Origin of the sequence: Nonlabens ulvanivorans, assembly GCF_032922765.1 — a bacterium.
In the GTDB taxonomy this organism is placed as follows: domain Bacteria; phylum Bacteroidota; class Bacteroidia; order Flavobacteriales; family Flavobacteriaceae; genus Nonlabens; species Nonlabens ulvanivorans.
On record NZ_CP136694.1, the window covers coordinates 2385805 to 2405918 of the forward strand.

Annotated in this window: 18 protein-coding genes; 8 read left to right on the forward strand and 10 right to left on the reverse strand. The window is 35.5% G+C overall.

The genetic code is table 11. The features are described 5' to 3' along the window. Nucleotides 1-85: 85 nt before the first annotated feature. Complete coding sequence (locus R1T42_RS10750; RefSeq protein WP_317290331.1) at nt 86-1261, reverse strand: vWA domain-containing protein; 1176 nt, start codon at nt 1259-1261, stop codon at nt 86-88. A 10-nt stretch (nt 1262-1271) separates the two neighbouring features. Continuing rightward, nucleotides 1272-2303 (reverse strand): SIMPL domain-containing protein, encoded by a 1032-nt coding sequence (locus R1T42_RS10755; protein WP_042244759.1) that lies wholly within the window; start codon nt 2301-2303, stop codon nt 1272-1274. A 254-nt stretch (nt 2304-2557) separates the two neighbouring features. On the opposite strand from R1T42_RS10755, the gene R1T42_RS10760 reads away from it, so the two are divergent. Together R1T42_RS10760 and R1T42_RS10765 are read left to right on the forward strand one after the other, a co-directional pair. Then, nucleotides 2558-4828, forward strand: coding sequence for a tetratricopeptide repeat-containing sensor histidine kinase (locus R1T42_RS10760; RefSeq protein ID WP_317290332.1), 2271 nt, complete (start codon nt 2558-2560; stop codon nt 4826-4828). 10 nt (nt 4829-4838) lie between these two features. Beyond that, on the forward strand, nt 4839-5573 hold the full coding sequence (locus tag R1T42_RS10765; RefSeq protein WP_042244769.1) for a LytR/AlgR family response regulator transcription factor: 735 nt from the start codon (nt 4839-4841) through the stop codon (nt 5571-5573). Here the strand turns inward: R1T42_RS10765 and murI are convergent. The 8 genes from murI to R1T42_RS10805 all read right to left on the reverse strand — a co-directional run bounded on the left by murI (nt 5570) and on the right by R1T42_RS10805 (nt 13577). Then, entirely contained in the window at nt 5570-6358 is a 789-nt protein-coding gene (gene murI / locus R1T42_RS10770) for a glutamate racemase (protein WP_317290333.1), read from the reverse strand. The genes R1T42_RS10765 and murI overlap by 4 nt on opposite strands. A gap of 87 nt (nt 6359-6445) precedes the next feature. Further along, nucleotides 6446-6976 (reverse strand): OmpH family outer membrane protein, encoded by a 531-nt coding sequence (locus R1T42_RS10775; protein ID WP_036583761.1) that lies wholly within the window; start codon nt 6974-6976, stop codon nt 6446-6448. A gap of 71 nt (nt 6977-7047) precedes the next feature. Next, on the reverse strand, nt 7048-7908 hold the full coding sequence (locus R1T42_RS10780) for an OmpH family outer membrane protein (RefSeq protein WP_317290334.1): 861 nt from the start codon (nt 7906-7908) through the stop codon (nt 7048-7050). A 36-nt stretch (nt 7909-7944) separates the two neighbouring features. After that, nucleotides 7945-10524, reverse strand: coding sequence for an outer membrane protein assembly factor BamA (gene bamA / locus R1T42_RS10785; protein WP_317290335.1), 2580 nt, complete (start codon nt 10522-10524; stop codon nt 7945-7947). Nucleotides 10525-10528: 4 nt separating this feature from the next. Next, a complete protein-coding gene (locus tag R1T42_RS10790; RefSeq protein WP_036583751.1) occupies nt 10529-11263 on the reverse strand; it encodes an isoprenyl transferase in 735 nt (244 codons plus the stop codon). A 2-nt stretch (nt 11264-11265) separates the two neighbouring features. Further along, nucleotides 11266-11943, reverse strand: coding sequence for a type IX secretion system protein PorG (porG, locus tag R1T42_RS10795; RefSeq protein ID WP_317290336.1), 678 nt, complete (start codon nt 11941-11943; stop codon nt 11266-11268). 102 nt (nt 11944-12045) lie between these two features. Then, nucleotides 12046-12921, reverse strand: coding sequence for an NAD kinase (locus R1T42_RS10800; RefSeq protein WP_317290337.1), 876 nt, complete (start codon nt 12919-12921; stop codon nt 12046-12048). Next, a complete protein-coding gene (locus R1T42_RS10805; protein ID WP_036583744.1) occupies nt 12921-13577 on the reverse strand; it encodes a CBS domain-containing protein in 657 nt (218 codons plus the stop codon). The genes R1T42_RS10800 and R1T42_RS10805 overlap by 1 nt, the downstream gene beginning before the upstream one ends. Nucleotides 13578-13663: 86 nt before the next feature. On the opposite strand from R1T42_RS10805, the gene R1T42_RS10810 reads away from it, so the two are divergent. From R1T42_RS10810 to tig, 6 genes are all read left to right on the forward strand, one after another. Further along, nucleotides 13664-14380, forward strand: a complete 717-nt coding sequence (locus R1T42_RS10810) for a pyridoxine 5'-phosphate synthase (RefSeq protein WP_317290338.1) — start codon at nt 13664-13666, stop codon at nt 14378-14380. Then, nucleotides 14381-15145: an alpha/beta fold hydrolase gene (locus R1T42_RS10815; RefSeq protein WP_317290339.1), complete on the forward strand. Its 765-nt coding sequence runs from the start codon at nt 14381-14383 to the stop codon at nt 15143-15145. Nucleotides 15146-15246: 101 nt separating this feature from the next. Further along, nucleotides 15247-16503 carry an OmpP1/FadL family transporter gene (locus R1T42_RS10820; RefSeq protein ID WP_317290340.1) on the forward strand — a complete coding sequence of 419 codons (1257 nt, stop codon included), beginning with the start codon at nt 15247-15249 and terminating at the stop codon, nt 16501-16503. A gap of 13 nt (nt 16504-16516) precedes the next feature. Further along, complete coding sequence (locus R1T42_RS10825) at nt 16517-18109, forward strand: G-D-S-L family lipolytic protein (protein WP_317290341.1); 1593 nt, start codon at nt 16517-16519, stop codon at nt 18107-18109. A gap of 81 nt (nt 18110-18190) precedes the next feature. Further along, nucleotides 18191-18538: a phage holin family protein gene (locus R1T42_RS10830; RefSeq protein WP_042244783.1), complete on the forward strand. Its 348-nt coding sequence runs from the start codon at nt 18191-18193 to the stop codon at nt 18536-18538. A 162-nt stretch (nt 18539-18700) separates the two neighbouring features. Then, entirely contained in the window at nt 18701-20029 is a 1329-nt protein-coding gene (tig, locus tag R1T42_RS10835; RefSeq protein ID WP_317290342.1) for a trigger factor, read from the forward strand. The last annotated feature ends 85 nt before the right edge of the window (nt 20030-20114 follow it).

Genomic DNA, 20114 nt, shown 5'->3' on the forward strand with positions numbered 1-20114 from the left:
GGATTAGATGTTGTTTTAAAAATTAAAAGGTTGTTTTATTACGCTTTCGCGAAAGCGCGATAAAACAACCTCTACATCCTTACAACTATTTCCATGTATAATTTTTTAAGGCAGCTTTCTTTTTTACCGCATTTATCATGGCGCTTTCTAGACCATTTTCACCAGCATTTTGCGACTTTATATAAGCCTCTCTTTTCTCACTCAAATCTATAATACTCTTTTGTACGCTTTCCCTTTCCTTCTTTTTCACTAGAGTTATAGCCTTTATTTCCTCAATAGATTTATCTTTTAAATCTGCGTCTAGAGTTTTTTTATTTGCTAGAATTAAATCTTCTAGCATCTCTTCATCCTCTGCTGCATCAATTAAATCCCAAGCTGCATTATTATATACACTTTTTGATTTTACAACACTGCGATTTACATTTGCTGTTACAGATACACCAGCCGTTTGATTATCTATATAATTTTGTTGTGCAATTCTAGATTGACCTTGACTTCCGTAAGAAATATAAGTGCTGTTTAACTGTGAATTCAGCTGTAATATCTGGTCGTCATATGGTGTAGACACATATTGAGTTTGCTGATTATGATCAATTACCATATATTCTCCTTTCCCTAAAAAAGCAGCGTTTTTCCATTTCAAAGAGATTCCTGTTTGTGCATCACCACAGAATATAGTGTTAACAGTAATATCTTTTTGAGAAGCATCTTTCATAACGTCATCTATAGAAGTATTGCCTTGAAGAAAAGATTCATTACCAGCTATAAATAACATCTTTAAATCTTGAGTACCATTGCGCCATTCTAGATTTTTAGTTGCGTGATTAATTACCGCACCACAATACTCATCACCACCATTGGTATCAAGGGCAAATAATTCTTTACTTATTAAATCTAGATCTGTAGAAAAAGGAACAATCTGCCTTAAAAAATCTTCTTGTTGTGGAATTGTAGTATTACCGTACTCATACAACGCGATTTCAATATTAGCCTGTACTTCATTACACTGCGCATAAGTCATTTTGTTTACCAGATTCCATAATTGAGTTTTAGCTTGATCTATTAATCCATTCATACTACCACTCGTATCTAGTAGTAATGCTATTTGAATAGTTGCTGGTTGAATAGGTTGAGAAGGCTTTCTCTCCAATAAAGCAACCTCTGGAATATTGTCATTTACAGGTTTTCCCATAGCTGCTCCATTACATGCAATGAATGTTATTAATACGGTAACTAGTAATATATTTTGAAAATTATCCATGGTTTTGCGTTTAAGAGTTAGGTAGTTGTTTGATGTCTACTGGACCTGTAGGCGATATGACATACACTTTAGGTTTAGGCTCTTTTACTGGTGCAACTGGTGCAATTGGCTTTGCAGGCTTAGGCACATATCGCAATGTTAAATCCATACCTAGTTGTATTACAGGTCTAGTAATAGCAGCATTTACGACAATATCATAACCAGAATGAGGAATAGGATCATAATAATATGAAATAGGTTTTTTAATACGTGTCACACCTTTTTTCTGTTTAAGTGCATCCATACTTATATTATTGGCTGCAACATAACTTTTATAGTGATCCTTAGGCATATGGTAATATTTTGCATCTGCCATGTGGACATCATATTCAGCCATATCAAAACCCAATGCTGTATAGTATTCTTTCTTCTTTTTTACTTCGGCAAGTAGTTTGGTTTGTAGATCAGCATATATTGCCTCTAGGTTTTTCACATAATAATCTACTTTAACTAGGTTATAAACCTCGGCACTGGCACATGCCGACAGTATTTTTTCAAAGTCGGCATCATCACGGTAAGAAATCAATAAATTTTGTTGTAATTCAAAACCGACCGGAACCTCTGTATATGTTTTACTAAAAAGCTTTTTAGTCACTTCTATTTCATACTGAGGCATAAAAGATATCATGTCAATAGCAAATTGACCATTGAAACCTTTACCTTTTAATTCAGCTTTAATGGCATTAATTTTATCACTCATTAACTGTGTGGTCTCATCAGCCGTCTCACCTACCTGGTTGATATTAAAAACTGCTGTGTAATCTGTTGCCTCAACGTTATAAAGACTGCGCAAGCTTAAGTTTAATATATTACTGGGTTGTAAAGTCACGCTTGCAGCCGGGCTGGTGTTATAACCTATCACTCTCGCATTACCCATATCTGCGGTTGCAATATTAGCTCTCGAGATTTCCATTTGCGAGGCTTGGTTATTAAAATTACCTAAATGCTGTGCACTCAAACTAAGTGCACAAAGGATTAAAAATGTCGTTGAGATGATTTTCATTTTGTTAGAATTTTAATCAAATCTACTGGGATGCTTTTCTTATAAATATGTCAAATGAGTGAAACCAGTATATGAATGAGTGTAATGGTATTTCTATCGAGTACACTTCTTAATTACCAGAATATATAAGCTCTAATCGGCTCATAAACGGCACAGTGCTTGAATCTATCTAACTTTTAATGCCTAAGTTTACAACCGAAATGAGAGCAATAATCTTATATATAATTTTATCCTTGGGTCTAACCTCTACGGTTATGGCGCAAAGTAATGAGTCACGTAAGACCAATAGTGAACGCACCACTATGGTTTTAGAAGGACGCGTGATTAGCGATAAAAAACAACCTGTATCTGGCGTTAATATTGAAGGGCCTATGGGACGATATGCAACCACAGATTTACAAGGCTATTTTAAAATACCAGCAAATCTAGGTGATGAAATTATCATTAGGAGATCTGATTTTGAGACTGTTTATTATACGATAAGAAGTTATGATAAAATTGAGATTCAAGTTATCGATGACCTCTCACAAAAAGACCGCCTTAAATCATTGAGCTATGAAGTGTTAATGGATAGCGCCCAAGTTTATCTTAAAAAGGATGCACAAAAAACGGCAGACTTTTTAATTGCTGCTTTATCTAATAATTCTAGTGGCATTAGTACTAGCAAAGAGGCTCGTGCTTATGAAACATTAGGTGATTTATACATTTTCAACAAACAAGCAGACCTAGCGATTACCAATTATAGAGCAGCGATTAAGTCTGAAAACACAGCACAAAGACAACTCAAACTTGGCCAATCACTACAAAGCAACGGTAATTATCAAGAAGCGATCAAAACACTGGAAGCTCTTACTGTTAATGAAAGATCAATAAAAACGTCTTCTAACCGCAGTACAGGACTATCCACTCAACAAATAGTAACTGCATATACAACATTAGGAAATGTCTATGAAATAACTAAAAATACCGAGGCAGCGCTTAAAAATCATAAAGCAGCTTTACAAACTGCACAGACAAATAATTTAAAAGCATTATTACCACAACTCAACACTAATATTGCAAATGTTTATAATGCAACAGGACAAGTCACTACTGCAGAGTCTTATTATAGTAACGCCATTCAAGATTCAAAAAATGAAGGGATTATAAGTAATGTGGTCACACAATCTGCCACTGCAGATTTTTATAATAGCAATCAACAATACGATAAAGAAATTGCTTTGCGTAAAAAAAATATCGAACTTATTGATAAAGCTAGTACTGCAAAAAGAAAGGCGACGGTAACTAACCTTGACACACCTAGCTCTAGTAACATTATAGAGATAGAAGATACCATTATGGAAGATCTAGAAGTGGGCGCGCTTATAGATACACCTGTGGATAACGTCACAACCGCATACTCAAAACAAAAAGAACAACTTAAAATTGCTGAAGCCTATAAAGCCACAAATAATTTTGTAGAAGCAATCGCTTCTTTTGAAAACAGTTTTAAGGAAGCTAGTGCAAATGATGATCTAAATACTAAAAAAGAGGCTGCGCGTAATCTTTATAAACTTTATCGCACCAATGGTAACACGGCAAAATCATTAAAATATAATGAGATTTACATTGAAACTGTTGACCGACTTTATGAGCAAAAAGAACAAGAAATAGCTTTAAACACTCGTAAAGCACAAGATCTAGTAAATAGACAAACTCGCATTTTAACACTTGAGAAAGATCGGGAACTTACAGAAAATAGAATCGCGCTAATTAATACAGAGCGTGAATTAACCCAACAGGTTAACAATCGACAACGCTGGATCATCTACTCACTGGTTGCCTTAAGTCTTTTATTGATTTCTCTCGCATATTTTATGTGGCGCAACAATAAACAGCAACGCATTAATAACCATTTATTAGCGCTCAAATCACTGCGCAGCCAGATGAATCCACATTTTATTTTTAATGCACTTAATTCTGTAAATAGTTATATCGCAATGAATGATGAACGTGCTGCAAATAAATATCTAGCAGACTTTTCTAAGCTCATGCGCAGTGTTCTCGAGAATTCAGAATTAGATTTTATACCACTAGAAAAAGAAACTGAACTGTTAGGTCTTTACCTCAAACTAGAACACGAGCGATTTAAAGATAAGTTTGATTATGAATTTATAGTAGATCCATTACTGGAAGGCACATCCTTACAAGTTCCACCTATGTTATTGCAGCCCATTATAGAAAATGCAGTATGGCATGGATTGAGATATAAGGATGAGAAAGGCTTTTTAAAGGTAGCTTTCGCGAAAGCAGAAAACGAAATCATCGTTACCATAACTGACAACGGAATAGGAAGAGCTAAGTCCAAAGAGCTCAAAACAGAACACCAAAAGAAACGAGAAAGTAAAGGCCTGGGCAATGTCATGAACAGAGTAGCATTACTAAATGAATTGCACGATTGCCAGATTGAAATGATAGTAAATGATGCTGGCCTATCTCCAGACATAGGGACTGCAGTCACCGTTAAAATGATTGTTTCTAATTAAAAAATGCTCTATGAATTTAAAAGCGATCATTGTAGAAGATGAGCAAATCTCTAGAGAGATTCTCAAGAAATACCTGTCTAAGTACTGTCCTAACGTCACAGTTCTTGCTGAAGCATCAAACGTCGATGAGGCACTACAGTTATTACGTAAAACTGACATTGACATTTTATTTCTAGATGTAGAAATGCCTTATGGAACAGCCTTTGACCTACTAGACAAACTAGGAAATAGAGATTTTGAAACAGTTTTTGTAACTGCTTATGATCAATATGCAAAAGAAGCACTAAATCAACAGGCTGCTTATTATTTATTAAAACCTATCGAAATAGACGAGCTTATTAAAGCTGTCGATATTGTAAAAAGTATTAAAGAGCGTGAGGAAGAAGTAAATATCGGCCTTTCTGTAAAAGAACAAGATAGCTCTCAATTAAATGATAAAATTACTATTCCAACACAAGAAGGTTTTGAAGTTATACCAGTAAAGGATATTATTTACTGCAGTGCAGATGATAATTATACAAACGTCTATTTAGCAAACTCTCATAAATTAGTTTCTAAAACATTAAAACATTTTGAGGATATGCTTACCGATAAAGGTTTTTGTAGAATTCATAAGTCTCATTTAATAAATGCTTCGCATGTAACAGCCTATAAGAAAGGTAAAGGCGGCAGTGTCATTCTGGGCAAGATAGAATTACCGGTGAGTCCCAGTAGAAAATTAGAACTATTTAAATTCTTTAGTTAAAAGTCTAGATAGTCCACTTTTCTATCGTTGACTTCAACAGTTAGTAAGTCTAGCACTTGAGTATTGAGATTAGAATACAACTCATGATGACCTAACGAAGTCTGGTCATTTAGTAAATTAAACTCCTTTAAAATATGAAGTGTTTGTCTTGCTACAGCAGCTCCACTATCTATGATTTTTACACGGCTAGGCAACAGCTCTTGTAACATGTCTTTAATGTAAGGATAATGACTACAGCCCAATACTAGATAATCTATACCTGATATCATAAAAGGCTCTGTAATACCTACCAAAAGGTTTCTCATTTCTTCAGAATCCTTTTTGCCAGATTCTATAAGTTCAACAATGCCCGTACCTACTATTTCTATAGTGTTTACATCCTTTGTAAAGGCTCTTTGAGTTCTATTGAATAATTCACTAGATAATGTTCCTTGCGTGGCTAGAATCCCTACCTTACCTGTAGTACTATTAAGCGCTGCTGGCTTTATAGCAGGCTCAATACCTATAAACGGCACATCATAATGTTCACGTAGATATGATATACTATTAGTGGTTGCAGTATTACAAGGCACAGCTATTAACTTGCAACCACGACTAAGTAAATACTCTGTGTTTTTAACACATAACTGAGTTATATCATTTTTAGGCTTACGTCCATAAGGCGCATGCTTGCTATCTGCTAGATAAATCGTGTTTTCATGTGGCAGTAATTGCACAACTTCTTTCCACACCGAAGTACCACCAACTCCACTATCAAAAAATCCAATAGGCTGTAAATTACTCATGACATAAAGATAATCTGATTACCAGAATTTAACGCATAAAAAAACCGCTTAGATGTACCAAGCGGTTTTTTTATAAGTATTAGCTAATTACTGAGTAATACCTAATTCTTTTTTTACATCTGGAGTGATATCATAACCATCTGCCATGATTACTCCTGTTCCTGTAGTAGAGTCTAGGACATAATCAAAACCTTTTGCACGAGCTACTTTTTGAATAGCGTCACGTACTTTCTTATATAAAGGCTTTAAAAGGTCTGTTCTTTTTTGAGCCATAGCTTGTTGAGAACTTTGGTAGTACTCTTCAAGTTTCTTTTGACCAGCCATAAGCTCTTGATAAGCACGTTGATTTTCTTCATCGCTACGTGATTCAGCAAGACTTTTTAATTGCTCAGCTTTGTTTTGCAATTCCTTATCCATTTCACCTAGAGTCGCTTCATAAGTCTTAGCAAGATCTCTTAGTTGTTTATCAGCAGCTTTAGCTTGAGGTAGTTGTTCCACTAACTCTTGAGATGCTACGTGACATACTTTACTAGGAGTAGCTTGAGCTTGCACTGTGTTGATTCCTGCCATAAGAAACATCACTACTACTGCTGTTATAAGGGTTTTTACTTGTTTCATTTTCTAATTATTAATTAATGTTTTGCTTTAACTTCTATTAATGCGGCTGCAAATATAATGGTATCGTGTTATTATTCACCGCCTGGAGGCGTTTTTTGATTAGCCTTCTTCTTTGCTTCACGTACTTTTAGTATACTATCCTTGCGTCTCTCTCTAGCCTCAATGATACTATCTCTACGCTTTTGAAACTTTGCAGCTCTGGCTGCTTTGATAGAGTCACGCACTCTTAATTTCTCTAGACGTGCCTTTTCTCTATCATTTACTAGTTGTTCCTTTGCTTCTTCTTTTTTCTCTACAGTTTCTGCCTCTTCTACAGACAAGTAACGTTCTTCTTTCTCTTGTTCTCTCAATTCTTCTTTAGTAGGTTTTTTGTCATTACCTCTATTTCTAGAATCGATTTTTGCAGTTCTTCCTATCGCTTTTAACACTTGATCACTTAAATCATGACGCTCTGCATTATAAAGCATTGCTGCCTCAGAACTATCAAGTATGTAATCATATTTCTTAAGGCTTCCTATCTTACGTATTTCATTAAAAACTTGATCTTGTACTGGTTGTATTAATTGTTCTTTTTGTAAAACAAAATCACCTTGAGGACCAAATCTTTTTTGTTGATAGTTTAAAAGCTCTTCTTCTTTTATCTTAATATCTTCTTCTTTCTCTTCAATAAGCTCATTAGTAAGTAAGACTCTTTCATTTTGTAAAGCATCTTTCATTTGTTGCACTTCTAGACTCATGGCATCAATTTCTTGCTTCCATTTACCCATCTTTTGCTCTAGCTGTTGAGATGCTTTTTGATATTCTGGTACATTCTCAAGAATATATTCCATATCAATAAAACCTACTCTAATACCTCTAGTTCCTCCTTGCGCTTTCGCGAAAGCGAAACTCATGAAGGCCATTATACTGATAACAAAAATCTTATTTTTCATAAGCTCAAAGTGTTTATAGAAAATATCGTGCCATTCTTAAAATTGTTGCCCGATGATGAAGTGAACATTCCATCCACTAGGATCATTACTTACTGCTGTAGGTACTTTATCAAAACCATATCCAAAGTCAATACCTAACAATCCAAAGGCTGGCATAAATATACGCAATCCAGCACCTGCAGATCGCTGAACCTCAAACGGGTTATAGTCTCTAAAATTGTTATAACTACCTGCTGCCTCTGCAAATGATAATACATAAATAGATGCTGCTTGCTCTAAAGATATAGGGTATCTCAACTCAAAAGAGAATTTATTATAAACGGTATCTCCATCTGCATTTGTAGTTAATGATGAGTTATCATATCCACGCATTCTTATAATGTCACGTCCATCTAATGAGAACGCACCTAATCCATCACCTCCTACAAAGAAACGTTCAAATGGTACAAGACCACGATCTTGATTATAAGCTCCTAGGAAACCGAACTCTGTATTAGTTTGCAATACCAGTTTATCATATAGACGAGTATACCAAGTACCTTGAAATTTAACTTTGTAATATTCTAAGAATTTAAATCGTTCTTGATCAATTTTTGCTAAATCAGCTTCACCATTAGTTTGGAATTCTTCTTGATCTTCTAATGTAGCATAATCAACACCGTTGAATAAGGAATATGGCGGAGTTAACTTTGCAGTAATTGAGAATGATGATCCATAGGTAGGGAAAATTGGGTTTACACCTACATTATTTCTACTTAATCCGATGGTATATGCTAGATTGTTTGAAAAACCATTAGGAAAATTAAATAAAGAAGTTTGATAATTCTTCAAGTTATAATGTTGGAATGATAAAGCTTGTGAAAATTGGAAATAGTTATCAGGCCACTCTAAACGTTTAGCAATCCCTATGGTTCCTCCAGTAATTAAGAATCGCTGACTACGATCGACTTCTCTGAAATTTTGCTGATTAACACGGAACTGTTCACTGTGTGAAAACGAAACATTAAATGAAACTGGTTTCTTACCACCTAACCACGGTTCAGTGAAATTCAAACTATAGGTTCTAAATATTGTACTTGCTTGTGCTCTAATGGCAAGAGTTTGTCCATCACCCATAGGCACTGGCTCATAAGCCTCGCCATTAAATATGTTACGCAAAGAAAAGTTATTGAAACGTAAACCTAGTGTACCCACAAAACCACCACCACCATAACCACCTTGTAGTTCGATCTGGCTAGCACCTGCTTCTTCTAATTCAAATTCAACGTCGACAGTACCGTCTTGCTGACTTACATTTTTAAGTTGTGGATTAATCGTTTCTGGATTAAAGAATCCTAGCTGACCTAATTCACGAATTGAATTAATAATTTTTTGTCTAGAATATCTTTCACCTGGCGTGGTTTGTAAATTTCTATAAATGACATGGTCGTTAGTTCTTGTGTTACCAGTAACGGTAATGTTATTAAAGAAGGCTTCTTCACCTTCTACTATACGTACTTCAAAATCTATGGTGTCATTATACACTCGTGTTTCAACAGCATTTACAGATGAGAATAGGTAACCCGTATTTTGATATTGATTTGAGATATCATCAGAGTCTGGATCTTGTGGATTACTAATACGGTCATAAAATGCTACTCCATTATACACATCACCTTTATCAACTTGCAATATTCTCCTTAATTGATCGTCTGTGTAAACAGTATTCCCTACAAACTCTATATTACCGAAATAATACTTTTTACCTTCTTCTACCTCTATATCTAGAGAAATCCTTTTATCACTGTTTTTTATAAGAGTATCTCCTATAATACGGGCATCTCTAAAACCTCTTTCTTTATACATATCAAGAACAGAGCTTAAATCTTCTTGATAGTCTGCCTCGATATATTTAGACCTTTTTAATAACCTAAAAGGATTGCGACGTTTTGTGTTTTTCATTGCTTTACGCAACTTCTTGTCTTCAATCAACTGGTTTCCAGTAAAAGTTATTTCTTCAACTTTTACTTTCTCACCTTTATTAATATCGATTTTCATATCAACACGATTAGTGCTTTGATCTGTTGTATCGATTACTTCGCGTACACGAACTAAAGCATCTGCATATAAATAACCGTCGTCTTTGTATTTATTTTCAATAAAATTACGTGTGTTGGTAACCAGGTTTTCGGTTGCTTTACGGCCACTAGTAAGCTTAAGTTCATCTCTTAAGTCTTTAGCTTTTCGTTCTTTGATACCAGTTATTTCTACATTGCTTAAGTTAGGAACCTCAACAATATTTAATTCAAGGTTGATGATTTCTAACTCACCACCATCTGGATCAGGAATGACACTGGTTTTATAGAATCTAATATCACTGAATAGCTTTAAATCCCATAATTTTTTAACCACATCACTTAATCGCTGACCTGGAACATAAATTTCATCTCCTTTGCGTAGACCTGTGAAGGCAATTACGGTGTTTTCGTTATAAGTCTGGCTACCTGTTACAGTAATATCGCCTAATTTATATTTTGTGGCGTTTCCAATAGGTGTATCTGCCTGTTGTGCCTTTATAGTAGTTCCTAATAAAAATACTACTGCTATAAGTAGCGAGTGTGCTAGCTGTCTTGTCATTATTCTATAATTGTTCACTCGTTTTACCGAATCTACGTTCTCGGTCTTGATAATTTTTTAATGCCTCTATAAGATGTTCTTTCCTGAAATCAGGCCAAAGTACATCAGTGAAATAAAGCTCTGCATAAGCGATCTGCCACAGCAAAAAGTTACTTATACGTTGCTCACCACTTGTTCTAATCAATAGGTCTACGTCTGGCATGTAATTAGTATACAATAAACCATTAATCGTATCTTGATTGATATTCTCAACTTCTATCTCTCCTTCTTTTACCTTATTTGCTACATTTTTAATAACTGTAATCAACTCTTCACGTGACCCGTAACTAAGGGCTAGAGTTAAGTTCATATGATTATTATTTTCTGTAGCAGTAATTACTTCTTGAAGTTCTTTTTGTGCCGTTTTAGGCAATAATTCAAGACTACCTACTGCTTTAAGGGAAATATTATTTTTTTGTAAAGTAGGAAGTTCTTTTTTAAGACTTGACACCAGTAATCTCATAAGAGTATCTACTTCAAGCTTAGGTCTTTTCCAGTTTTCTGTACTAAAAGCATACAAAGTCAGGTTCTTGATACCTAACTCTGCACAGGTTTCAACTGTTTCTCTTACAGCTTTTGCTCCTTTTTCATGTCCTCGCACTCGCATGAGGCCTTGTTTTTTTGCCCAGCGACCATTACCGTCCATAATTACAGCTACATGCTGTGGTATATTATGGGTATGTAGTACGTTTTTATCCATTCTTAAAAATTACAATAACAAGGTTTTCTACCAAATGCATAAGTTAACGTTACACCAGAGAATACATACCAATCATTATTGTTAATATTCCCAAAGCTTACATTTTCAAAATCCTCGTTATTACTACCATCTAGGTTATCTGTAAACGTATATCGCACACCAGCTTCTAATCCTAAGACCAGCTTAGGTGCTATATTATACTTTACTCCTAAAATAAACGGAATTGCTAATCCTCTATCTGTGTCATCTTCTACTAGTTGATTACTAGCTTGATCTAATCTAAAGCCTTCATATTGAAAACCAGTAATCCCTGTGTAAATATAGGGCACGATTTGAGGTTTACCCGTGTAAAGTTCCCATTCCCAAAAATTATATTCAATCCCTACACTTGCTTCTATTAGGTTGTAATTATACTTATAACCTCTTAAATCTCTTGATATATCATCACTATCATTATCGTCACCTACCATGTTAGAAAATATTAACGAAGCTCTAAAGCTGTGACGATCACTACGATTCCATTTAAAAATACCACCTACGGTAAGATCTACAGGATCTATAAACTGCGTGCTACCTACATCACCAATGATATTACTACCACCTGTAAAAAGGCCTACCTCATAGGTTTGCGCTTTCGCGAAAGCGAAACAAAAAAGAAAACTAACTAATAATAAACGCATGGAAATTTTAAAACGTGCAAATATAACAATTCTCATTACCTGACATGAGTAAACATGCATGATTGTGAGTAATGTAAAACTAGGTTTCTTTAAAATTATTGTCTAATTACGTTTATCTTCTCCCCAAAGTAATTTATGACGAATGGTTTTTATAAAACTCACGTGCTCTAATTCAATTAAATCAATGGTGAAATCTGCCTTTTTTAAAGTGATTTCAGTCTCATCTGGATATGAAGCAATACGATTATCTAAAGAGGCCAGGAATTCATTTTCTCTACCCATAACTTTTACGGTAATAACAGTTTCATCAGGAATGACTAACGGTCGTGCGTTTAAATTATGAGGCGCTATAGGCGTAATGACCAATGCCTTAGTATCTGGTGTAATTACCGGTCCACCACAACTTAAACTATAACCAGTAGAACCTGTAGGAGTGGAAACAATCAACCCATCTGCCCAATATGATGTTAACAACTCACCATTAAGATGAGTTTCTATTTGTATCATACTCGTGGTGTTCTGTCTGCTTACTGTTACTTCATTAAGTGCAAAGTTATCTGGTACCAGATGATTTTCTGGATGTTTAGAGGTTGCTGTGATTAAACTGCGTTTACTTAAACGGTATTTTTTATTGAATAATAAAGTAAAAGCGAGCTCTAACTCTTCTGACTGCAATGTCGCGAGAAATCCAAGTCGCCCAGTATTAATTCCCATTACAGGAATATTAAGCTTACCGATATAGGATACAGCTCTTAAAATAGTACCATCACCTCCTATACTGATCATTAAATCAAAACTAGTATCTAATGATTTAAAAGTCCCTGCCATGTTTAAATCAATCTTATCCCCAATAAGGGAAACATAGTCCTGCTCCATATAAACATCACAATCACGTAAATGCAATTGCTTAAGAACACTGGCAATAGTAGAAAGACTATCCTCTTGAAGATACTGACCGTAAATAGCGATTTTCTTCATTACATGTTAAGGTATTTATTAAGGTAATCTGATCGTTCTTTAAGATTATCGAGATAGGTATCTTCCTCTGCAGCACTGACTACTTCATAACTATATCTTCTAAAAGTTTGTAGCACTTGATTAACATTTTCTGCACTGACCTTAACAGTTATCTGAGTTAAATGATCATTATAACCACTAATAAAACAACCATATAACTTAGAATCATTAGACTCAATAATCTGAGTAATTTCACTAAAACTATAGTCTGTTGTACCTTTTTCTAGTACGATTACAGCTCCAGATTCATATAAAAAAGGAGAATCATTAAATAACTGCAAAATATCTTTAAGTTCATAATAACCTAAATATTGATTATTATCATCTAGCACTGGCATCACATTACAATCATGCTGTGCAAATGCCTCCAGCACATCTAACCAATGTGTGTCAACCATAACATAAAAAGTGTCTAGCGCATACTTTACATCTTTTAATGTACATCCAGATTCAAAACAATGCGCATCGTTTTCAGAAACACAGCCAATGTAAACCTCATTCTCCATTACAGGAAGATGGGAATAGGTCAATTGCGAGAATATATTTTGAGACACCGTAACCTCATCTGTAACCTGAAGCGGCTTCACATCATTAATAATGTATTCTTGAATGTTCATTTAACAAGCTTTTTTTGCAAATTAATCATTTCTGTGATTACTCGTTGCGGTGAATCCTTTGTATTTTTGAAACTCAATAAATTATTATGACCGCACTTAGTGTAAATGTTAATAAAATAGCCACGCTGCGTAACGCTCGTGGAGGAAATGTACCTGACTTAATAAAATGCTCATTAGACATAGAGCAATTTGGCGCACAAGGTATTACCATACATCCTCGACCAGATGAAAGACATATTAGATATCAAGATGCTCGTGATCTTAAAAAGGTGATTCAGACAGAATTAAATATTGAAGGTAATCCTAATGAGAAATTTATCGCACTAGTAGACGAGGTTCAACCAGCACAGGTTACATTAGTACCAGATGCAGTAGACGCCATAACTTCAGACGCTGGATGGGACACCATAAAGAATGAAGCTTATCTAACTAAAATCGTAAAACATTTTAAAGATCAAGGCATAAGAACTAGCATTTTTGTAGATCCAACAATAGAAATGGTTGAAGGCGCCGCAAAAACTGGTGTAGATCGCATAGAACTTTATACAGAAGCTTATGCGCAACAATACCCTATCAACAAGGAATCAGCAGTTGCACCTTATATTAAAGCTGCTCAAAAAGCGCTTGAACTAGGCCTAGGAATAAATGCAGGTCATGACCTATCACTAGAAAACATGAGGTATTTTAAAAACAACGTGCCCGGACTACTAGAGGTCTCTATAGGCCACGCTCTTATATCAGAAAGCCTCTACATAGGACTTGAAAATGTTGTGAATATGTATAAATCCAGATTAACAGACTAGATGCTGCATTCAATTATTTTAGGAGAAGGAAAACCTCTTATTATTCTACATGGTTTTTTAGGCATGGCAGACAATTGGAAAACTCTTGGTAAAGAATGGAGTGAAAACGGCTATGAGGTTCATTTAATAGACCAGCGCAATCATGGACGTAGTTTACACAGTGTAGACTTTAACTACACACTACTTGCAAAAGACGTTCATGATTATTGTATAGAACATAAACTGGAGAACATCTATTTATTAGGCCATTCTATGGGTGGAAAAGTTGCTATGAAAGTGGCCGCAGACTTTCCTCAACTTATTAAAAAACTAGTTGTTGCAGACATTGCTCCTAAAACCTATGCTCCTCATCACAGTGATATCATTAATGGATTAAAATCCATCAACTTTGATGAAATAAAAAGTCGTAAAGAAGCAGATGAGCAGCTCGCCCTACGTATATCAGATTTTGGCACGAGACAATTCTTATTAAAAAGTTTATATAGAATAGATAAAAATAGATATGGTTGGCGCTTTAATCTGGAAGTATTAGGTGACAGTCAAGAGATGATTGGTTTTCAAGAACCGATCCAGAATCAAATAAATATCCCTACACTGTTTGTTAGAGGTGCAAATTCAGGATACATTAACGATAACGATTTCGTAATTATAGAACACGCTTTCGCGAAAGCGGACTTAAAAACAATACCCGATGCAGGACACTGGCTACACGCAGAACAACCTGAAATTTTCTATAATACAGTCACAAATTTTCTTACAGATTAAATACTATGCAAGCATAATAATAACGAAAACGCTTGCGTAAGAAGTTTAAAATATTAAATTTGACTTAACAAAACCCCAATTTTTTTAATAACAATCTGATTATGAATAAATTAAAAGCTTTAGCAGTGCTTCTTTTGATTTCTACAATGGCCTATGCTGGTGGATATCGAGTAAGCACACAGAGTAATAGACAGTTAGCCATGGGACACACTGGTGTAGCCGTAGTTAATAGTGCTGACATTCTCTTTTTTAACCCAGCAGGACTGGTACATCTAGAAAATAAAATTAATTTTAGTGCTGGTGGATTTGGCGTTTTTTCAAGCGTTTCTTTTCAAAACTCAGAATTCGGAACTTCTTCAGAAACTGACAGCCCTACAGGTACTCCTGTTTATGCTTATGGAACTTATAAAATCAATGAAAAGCTTGCTGTAGGTTTAGGTATTTACACTCCTTTTGGTAGTAATGTAACATGGCCTACAGATTGGTCAGGTTCTCATTTAGTAAATGAAATTGAACTAAGCGCTATATTCATACAACCTACTATTTCTTATCAACTATTTGATAGCGTTAGTATAGGTGGTGGACCGATTCTAGCGATAGGCGGAGTTACCTTTAACAGAAACGCTGGCCAATCACTTACTGATGAGCAAGGTAACCGTTCAAATGTAGGTATTGATGATTCAGGTGTAACTGCATGGGGTTGGACCGCAGGTTTAATGTTTACACCTAATGATCGTTTCACTTTTGGTTTCAACTACCGTTCTTTAATTAATATAGAAAGTACAGAAGGTACAGCGACATTCTCTAATTTCCCTAACTCTGCATTAACACCTGCTAACGGTGAGACAGGATTTACAGCGACACTTCCTTTACCAGCAGAAATCACTGTAGGACTTAGTCATAAGTTTTTTGACGATAAACTTTTACTTGCATTTGATTACAATCGTGCATTATGGAGTGAGTACGAAAGTCTAGATCTAGTTTTCGAAAATGGATCTACTTCTATCAATCCTAGAAACTACAAAGACTCTTCTTCATGGAGATTAGGTGCTCAATATTTAGCAACTGACAATCTTACCTTAAGAGCCGGATGGTACTATGATGAATCTCCTGTACAATCTGGTTATTTTGCGCCAGAGACACCACGTAACGACTCTACAGGATACACATTTGGACTTTCTTATCAAGTTAATTCTAAACTTGCTATCGATGCTTCATTCCTTTACTTAAGATTTAAGGAAGTAAATGAATCGTATGACTTCTTTACAGATCCGGGAGCTTCGGCACCTTCTTCTTTTGGCGGAACTTATAAATCACAAGCGCTTATTCCTGGTATAGGAGTAACATACAGCATGTAAAAAAACAATGATGATGAAAAAATTTAATTTAAAATATATTGGACTTTTTATCGCAGCAGCTGCGGTAGTAAGTTGTGAGGTAGAATTTGATAATCCTATTGATGAAGCTGGAGTATACACCTCTGGTGAAGCAGATTTTTCAAACTACGTGTCAGTAGGTAACTCTTTAACATCTGGTTATGCAGATGGCGCACTTTATCTAGACGCTCAATTAAAATCTTTTCCAGCAATAATGGCTGGTCAAATGGAACTTGCTGGTGGTGGTGAATTTATCCAACCGTTAGTAAATGACAACGCTGGTGGATTGCTTGCAGGTGGAGTTCCTATCCCTGGATTTGGTAATCGATTCGTTTTAGCAATTGGACCTGACGGTAGTCCTGGACCTGCGGTTTACACAGGAGAAGCTCCTACAACAGACATTACCAACACTGTAACTGGTAAATTGAACAACTATGGCGTTCCAGGCGCTAAGAGTTTCCACTTAGGAGCAGATACTTATGGTAACATAGCTGCACTTCCTAATGCTAACCCTTATTACATACGTTTTGCTTCTAGTCCGTCTGCTACAATAATAGGTGATGCCGCTGCAGCAAACCCAAGCTTCTTCACTCTGTGGATAGGTAATAATGACATATTATCTTTTGCTACTTCTGGTGGTATAGGAGTTGATCAAACTGGAAACTTTGACCCAACATCATATGGGAGTAATGACATTACAGACCCTAATGTATTTGCAGGTGCTGTATCTCAATATGTAACGGCACTAACAGCAAACGGAGCTAAAGGCGCTTTAGTTAACATTCCAGATGTAACTTCAATACCTTTCTTTACAACTGTTCCTTTTGCACCATTAAGCCCAGCAAATCCAGATTTTGCCGCTCAAATCCCAGCTTTAAATGCTCAATTTGGCGCATTAAATCAAGCTTTTGCATTTTTAGGTGTGCCAGAAAGATCGATTACTTTTTCTACCACAGCTGCAAGTGCAGTAGTAATTAAAGACGAATCATTGACAGATATATCAGCACAACTTACACAGGTTTTAATAGGAGGCGGATTTCCTGCTCAACAAGCGGCTCTTTTTGGTCAGCAATATGGACAAGCAAGACAAGCAACTGAGGACGACCTATTAGTATTCACTAGTCAGACTGTAATTGCACAGCTTAACAGTACACGATTCCAAGAGTTAGTAGCTCTAGGTCTTGATCAAGCAACTGCTGGTCAGTTATCAGTAAACGGTATTACATTCCCATTAGAAGATCAGTGGGTTTTAACTCCCGAAGAACAAACTGCTATAAGCACAGCTCAAACAGCATACAACTCTACTCTAGAAGCTCTTGCAGCTGCAAACGATCTTGCTTTTGTAGATGCTAGAACAGCTCTTTCACAAGTAGCTAACGGTGGTGTATCTTTTAATGGTGGTGTTTTAACATCTACTTATGCGACAGGTGGTGCATTTTCTTTAGACGGTGTTCACCCAACACCAAGAGGATATGCTCTTACAGCAAACTTTATTATAGATGCAATAAACGCTAAATATGACGCTAACGTTCCTAAGGTTAACATAGGTGCATACCGCTCCATTCAAACTAGTGATTCTGTAAACTAAAATCAGTTCAATAATTTATTAAAATCCGTCTCGGTTTTACTGAGACGGATTTTTTTATTTTTACCACCTAAATCATACATTATGAAATTTATAATCAAGCTGTTAATAACTGCACTATTAGTTGTATTGCTTTCAAAGCTATTACCAGGAGTAAGTACCGATGGATATCTAAGTGCTATTTTAGTTGCCATTTCATTATCACTTCTTAACTTTATAGTAAGACCTATTCTAGTGATACTCACATTACCAGTGACCATAATTACTCTAGGGATATTTCTTTTAGTCATCAATGCAATCATCATTTTACTTGCAGATTGGCTAGTAAGCGGTTTTGAGGTGGATGGGCTTTTATGGGCTTTTATTTTCTCTTTACTACTAGCTATCGGTCGCTCTATATTGTTTCAACTACTAGAAAAGGACAAGGATTAATCGACATAAGATGCCATGCTACAGCAGCATTTTGTATCCTAAAAATGTAAATTCAAGTTAAAACCGTGACTTTAAAACCGTTCATTGTTACAAACTATTTGATTACACGCAAATAAAGAGTAATTTTGCACCCCAATTTTAACAGCACTTAAAAGTCTTTAAATGAATATCAAGCGCACTGACATAGACGCACTTAATGCGTTGCTTACACTAACTGTTGAGAAAGCAGACTATCAAGAACAAGTAGATAAGTTACTTGCAGATTATCGCAAGACAGCAAACATTCCTGGTTTCAGAAAAGGACATGTACCTGCTAGCTTAATCAGAAAAAAATACAGAACTCCTATTCTAGTTGAAGAGATCAATAAAATGACCCAGCAACAATTGAACGAGTATATTACTAAAGAAGAACTTGAGTTATTAGGAAACCCACTTCCTAAAGCTCAAGAGGACATCAACTGGGATGCAGACGATTTTACCTTTGAATTTGAACTAGGTATAGCTCCACAATTTGATGTAGATGTAAAAGGTAAAAAGACCATTACTCACTACGAGATCAAAACAGATGACGATACTTTAAATCGTCAAATTGATCGTATCCGTGAGCAATATGGTAAATTAATTGCTAAGGATACCGTTGCCGAAGGTAACGAAGTGACTGGAGTTTTCCGTAATGATGATGAAGACATCAACAGTGACGCTACCTTTAAAACCGACAAAATCAAAGGGAAGACCAACCTTAAGAAATTTGTAGGTAGTAAAGTAGGTGATACTTTAGAACTAAAAACTAAAAACCTTTTTGAAGATGATCACGATTTGATGAACTTCTTAAAAGTAGAACACGATAAAGCACATGGTCTAGACATTAAAGTTACTTTTGAAATCACAGAAGTAAACGAGCGTGAACTTGCTGAGATGAATCAAGAGTTCTTTGATAAGTTATTCGGTCCTGGAGTCATTTCAAGTAAAGAAGAATTAATGGAACGTTTAAGAGAAGATGCTGGACGCCAGTTCTCTCAACAAACAGATCAAAAACTCTTAACAGACGTTACTGAAGGACTTATTGAAAACACAAAATTTGATCTTCCAGCAGACTTTTTAAAGAGATGGATAGCAAATTCTGGTGAGAACCCTATGACTGAAGAAGAAGCCGCTGCAGAGTATGAGCGTTCTGAAAAAGGTCTACGTTACCAGCTAATTGAATCTAAAATATTAAAGACTAATCCAGATCTTCAATTAAAATTTGAAGAACTAAAAGATTATTCTCGTACTCAAATCAAAGCACAAATGGCACAGTATGGTCATACAGATGCTAGTGATGAAGAGATAGATGGAGTTGTTGCACGCATCATGCAAAACCAAGAAGAGGTAAAAAGAATGAGCGAGCAATTACAAAACGAAAAAATGTTACAATTCTTTAAGGACAACGCAAAGCTCAAGAAAAAAGAGCTTACCTATGAAGAGTTCATTAAGGAAGCCTACGAGTCATAAACTCGATGGAATAATTCTTATCTTTAGGGCGTTAACTTTATCAATAGGTTAACGCCTTTTTTACCTTATTAAAAGTAATATTACC

What these genes read in the sequence shown, in the direction of transcription:
- R1T42_RS10805 (WP_036583744.1), bottom strand. Translation starts at nt 13,577, where the DNA reads ATGAACATTCAAGAATACATTATTAATGATGTGAAGCCGCTTCAGGTT.
- tig (WP_317290342.1), top strand. Translation starts at nt 18,701, where the DNA reads ATGAATATCAAGCGCACTGACATAGACGCACTTAATGCGTTGCTTACA.
- R1T42_RS10810 (WP_317290338.1), top strand. Translation starts at nt 13,664, where the DNA reads ATGACCGCACTTAGTGTAAATGTTAATAAAATAGCCACGCTGCGTAAC.
- R1T42_RS10765 (WP_042244769.1), top strand. Translation starts at nt 4,839, where the DNA reads ATGAATTTAAAAGCGATCATTGTAGAAGATGAGCAAATCTCTAGAGAG.
- R1T42_RS10760 (WP_317290332.1), top strand. Translation starts at nt 2,558, where the DNA reads ATGGCGCAAAGTAATGAGTCACGTAAGACCAATAGTGAACGCACCACT.
- bamA (WP_317290335.1), bottom strand. Translation starts at nt 10,524, where the DNA reads ATGACAAGACAGCTAGCACACTCGCTACTTATAGCAGTAGTATTTTTA.
- murI (WP_317290333.1), bottom strand. Translation starts at nt 6,358, where the DNA reads ATGAGTAATTTACAGCCTATTGGATTTTTTGATAGTGGAGTTGGTGGT.
- R1T42_RS10775 (WP_036583761.1), bottom strand. Translation starts at nt 6,976, where the DNA reads ATGAAACAAGTAAAAACCCTTATAACAGCAGTAGTAGTGATGTTTCTT.
- R1T42_RS10790 (WP_036583751.1), bottom strand. Translation starts at nt 11,263, where the DNA reads ATGGATAAAAACGTACTACATACCCATAATATACCACAGCATGTAGCT.
- porG (WP_317290336.1), bottom strand. Translation starts at nt 11,943, where the DNA reads ATGCGTTTATTATTAGTTAGTTTTCTTTTTTGTTTCGCTTTCGCGAAA.
- R1T42_RS10830 (WP_042244783.1), top strand. Translation starts at nt 18,191, where the DNA reads ATGAAATTTATAATCAAGCTGTTAATAACTGCACTATTAGTTGTATTG.
- R1T42_RS10780 (WP_317290334.1), bottom strand. Translation starts at nt 7,908, where the DNA reads ATGAAAAATAAGATTTTTGTTATCAGTATAATGGCCTTCATGAGTTTC.
- R1T42_RS10750 (WP_317290331.1), bottom strand. Translation starts at nt 1,261, where the DNA reads ATGGATAATTTTCAAAATATATTACTAGTTACCGTATTAATAACATTC.
- R1T42_RS10800 (WP_317290337.1), bottom strand. Translation starts at nt 12,921, where the DNA reads ATGAAGAAAATCGCTATTTACGGTCAGTATCTTCAAGAGGATAGTCTT.
- R1T42_RS10755 (WP_042244759.1), bottom strand. Translation starts at nt 2,303, where the DNA reads ATGAAAATCATCTCAACGACATTTTTAATCCTTTGTGCACTTAGTTTG.
- R1T42_RS10825 (WP_317290341.1), top strand. Translation starts at nt 16,517, where the DNA reads ATGAAAAAATTTAATTTAAAATATATTGGACTTTTTATCGCAGCAGCT.
- R1T42_RS10820 (WP_317290340.1), top strand. Translation starts at nt 15,247, where the DNA reads ATGAATAAATTAAAAGCTTTAGCAGTGCTTCTTTTGATTTCTACAATG.
- R1T42_RS10815 (WP_317290339.1), top strand. Translation starts at nt 14,381, where the DNA reads ATGCTGCATTCAATTATTTTAGGAGAAGGAAAACCTCTTATTATTCTA.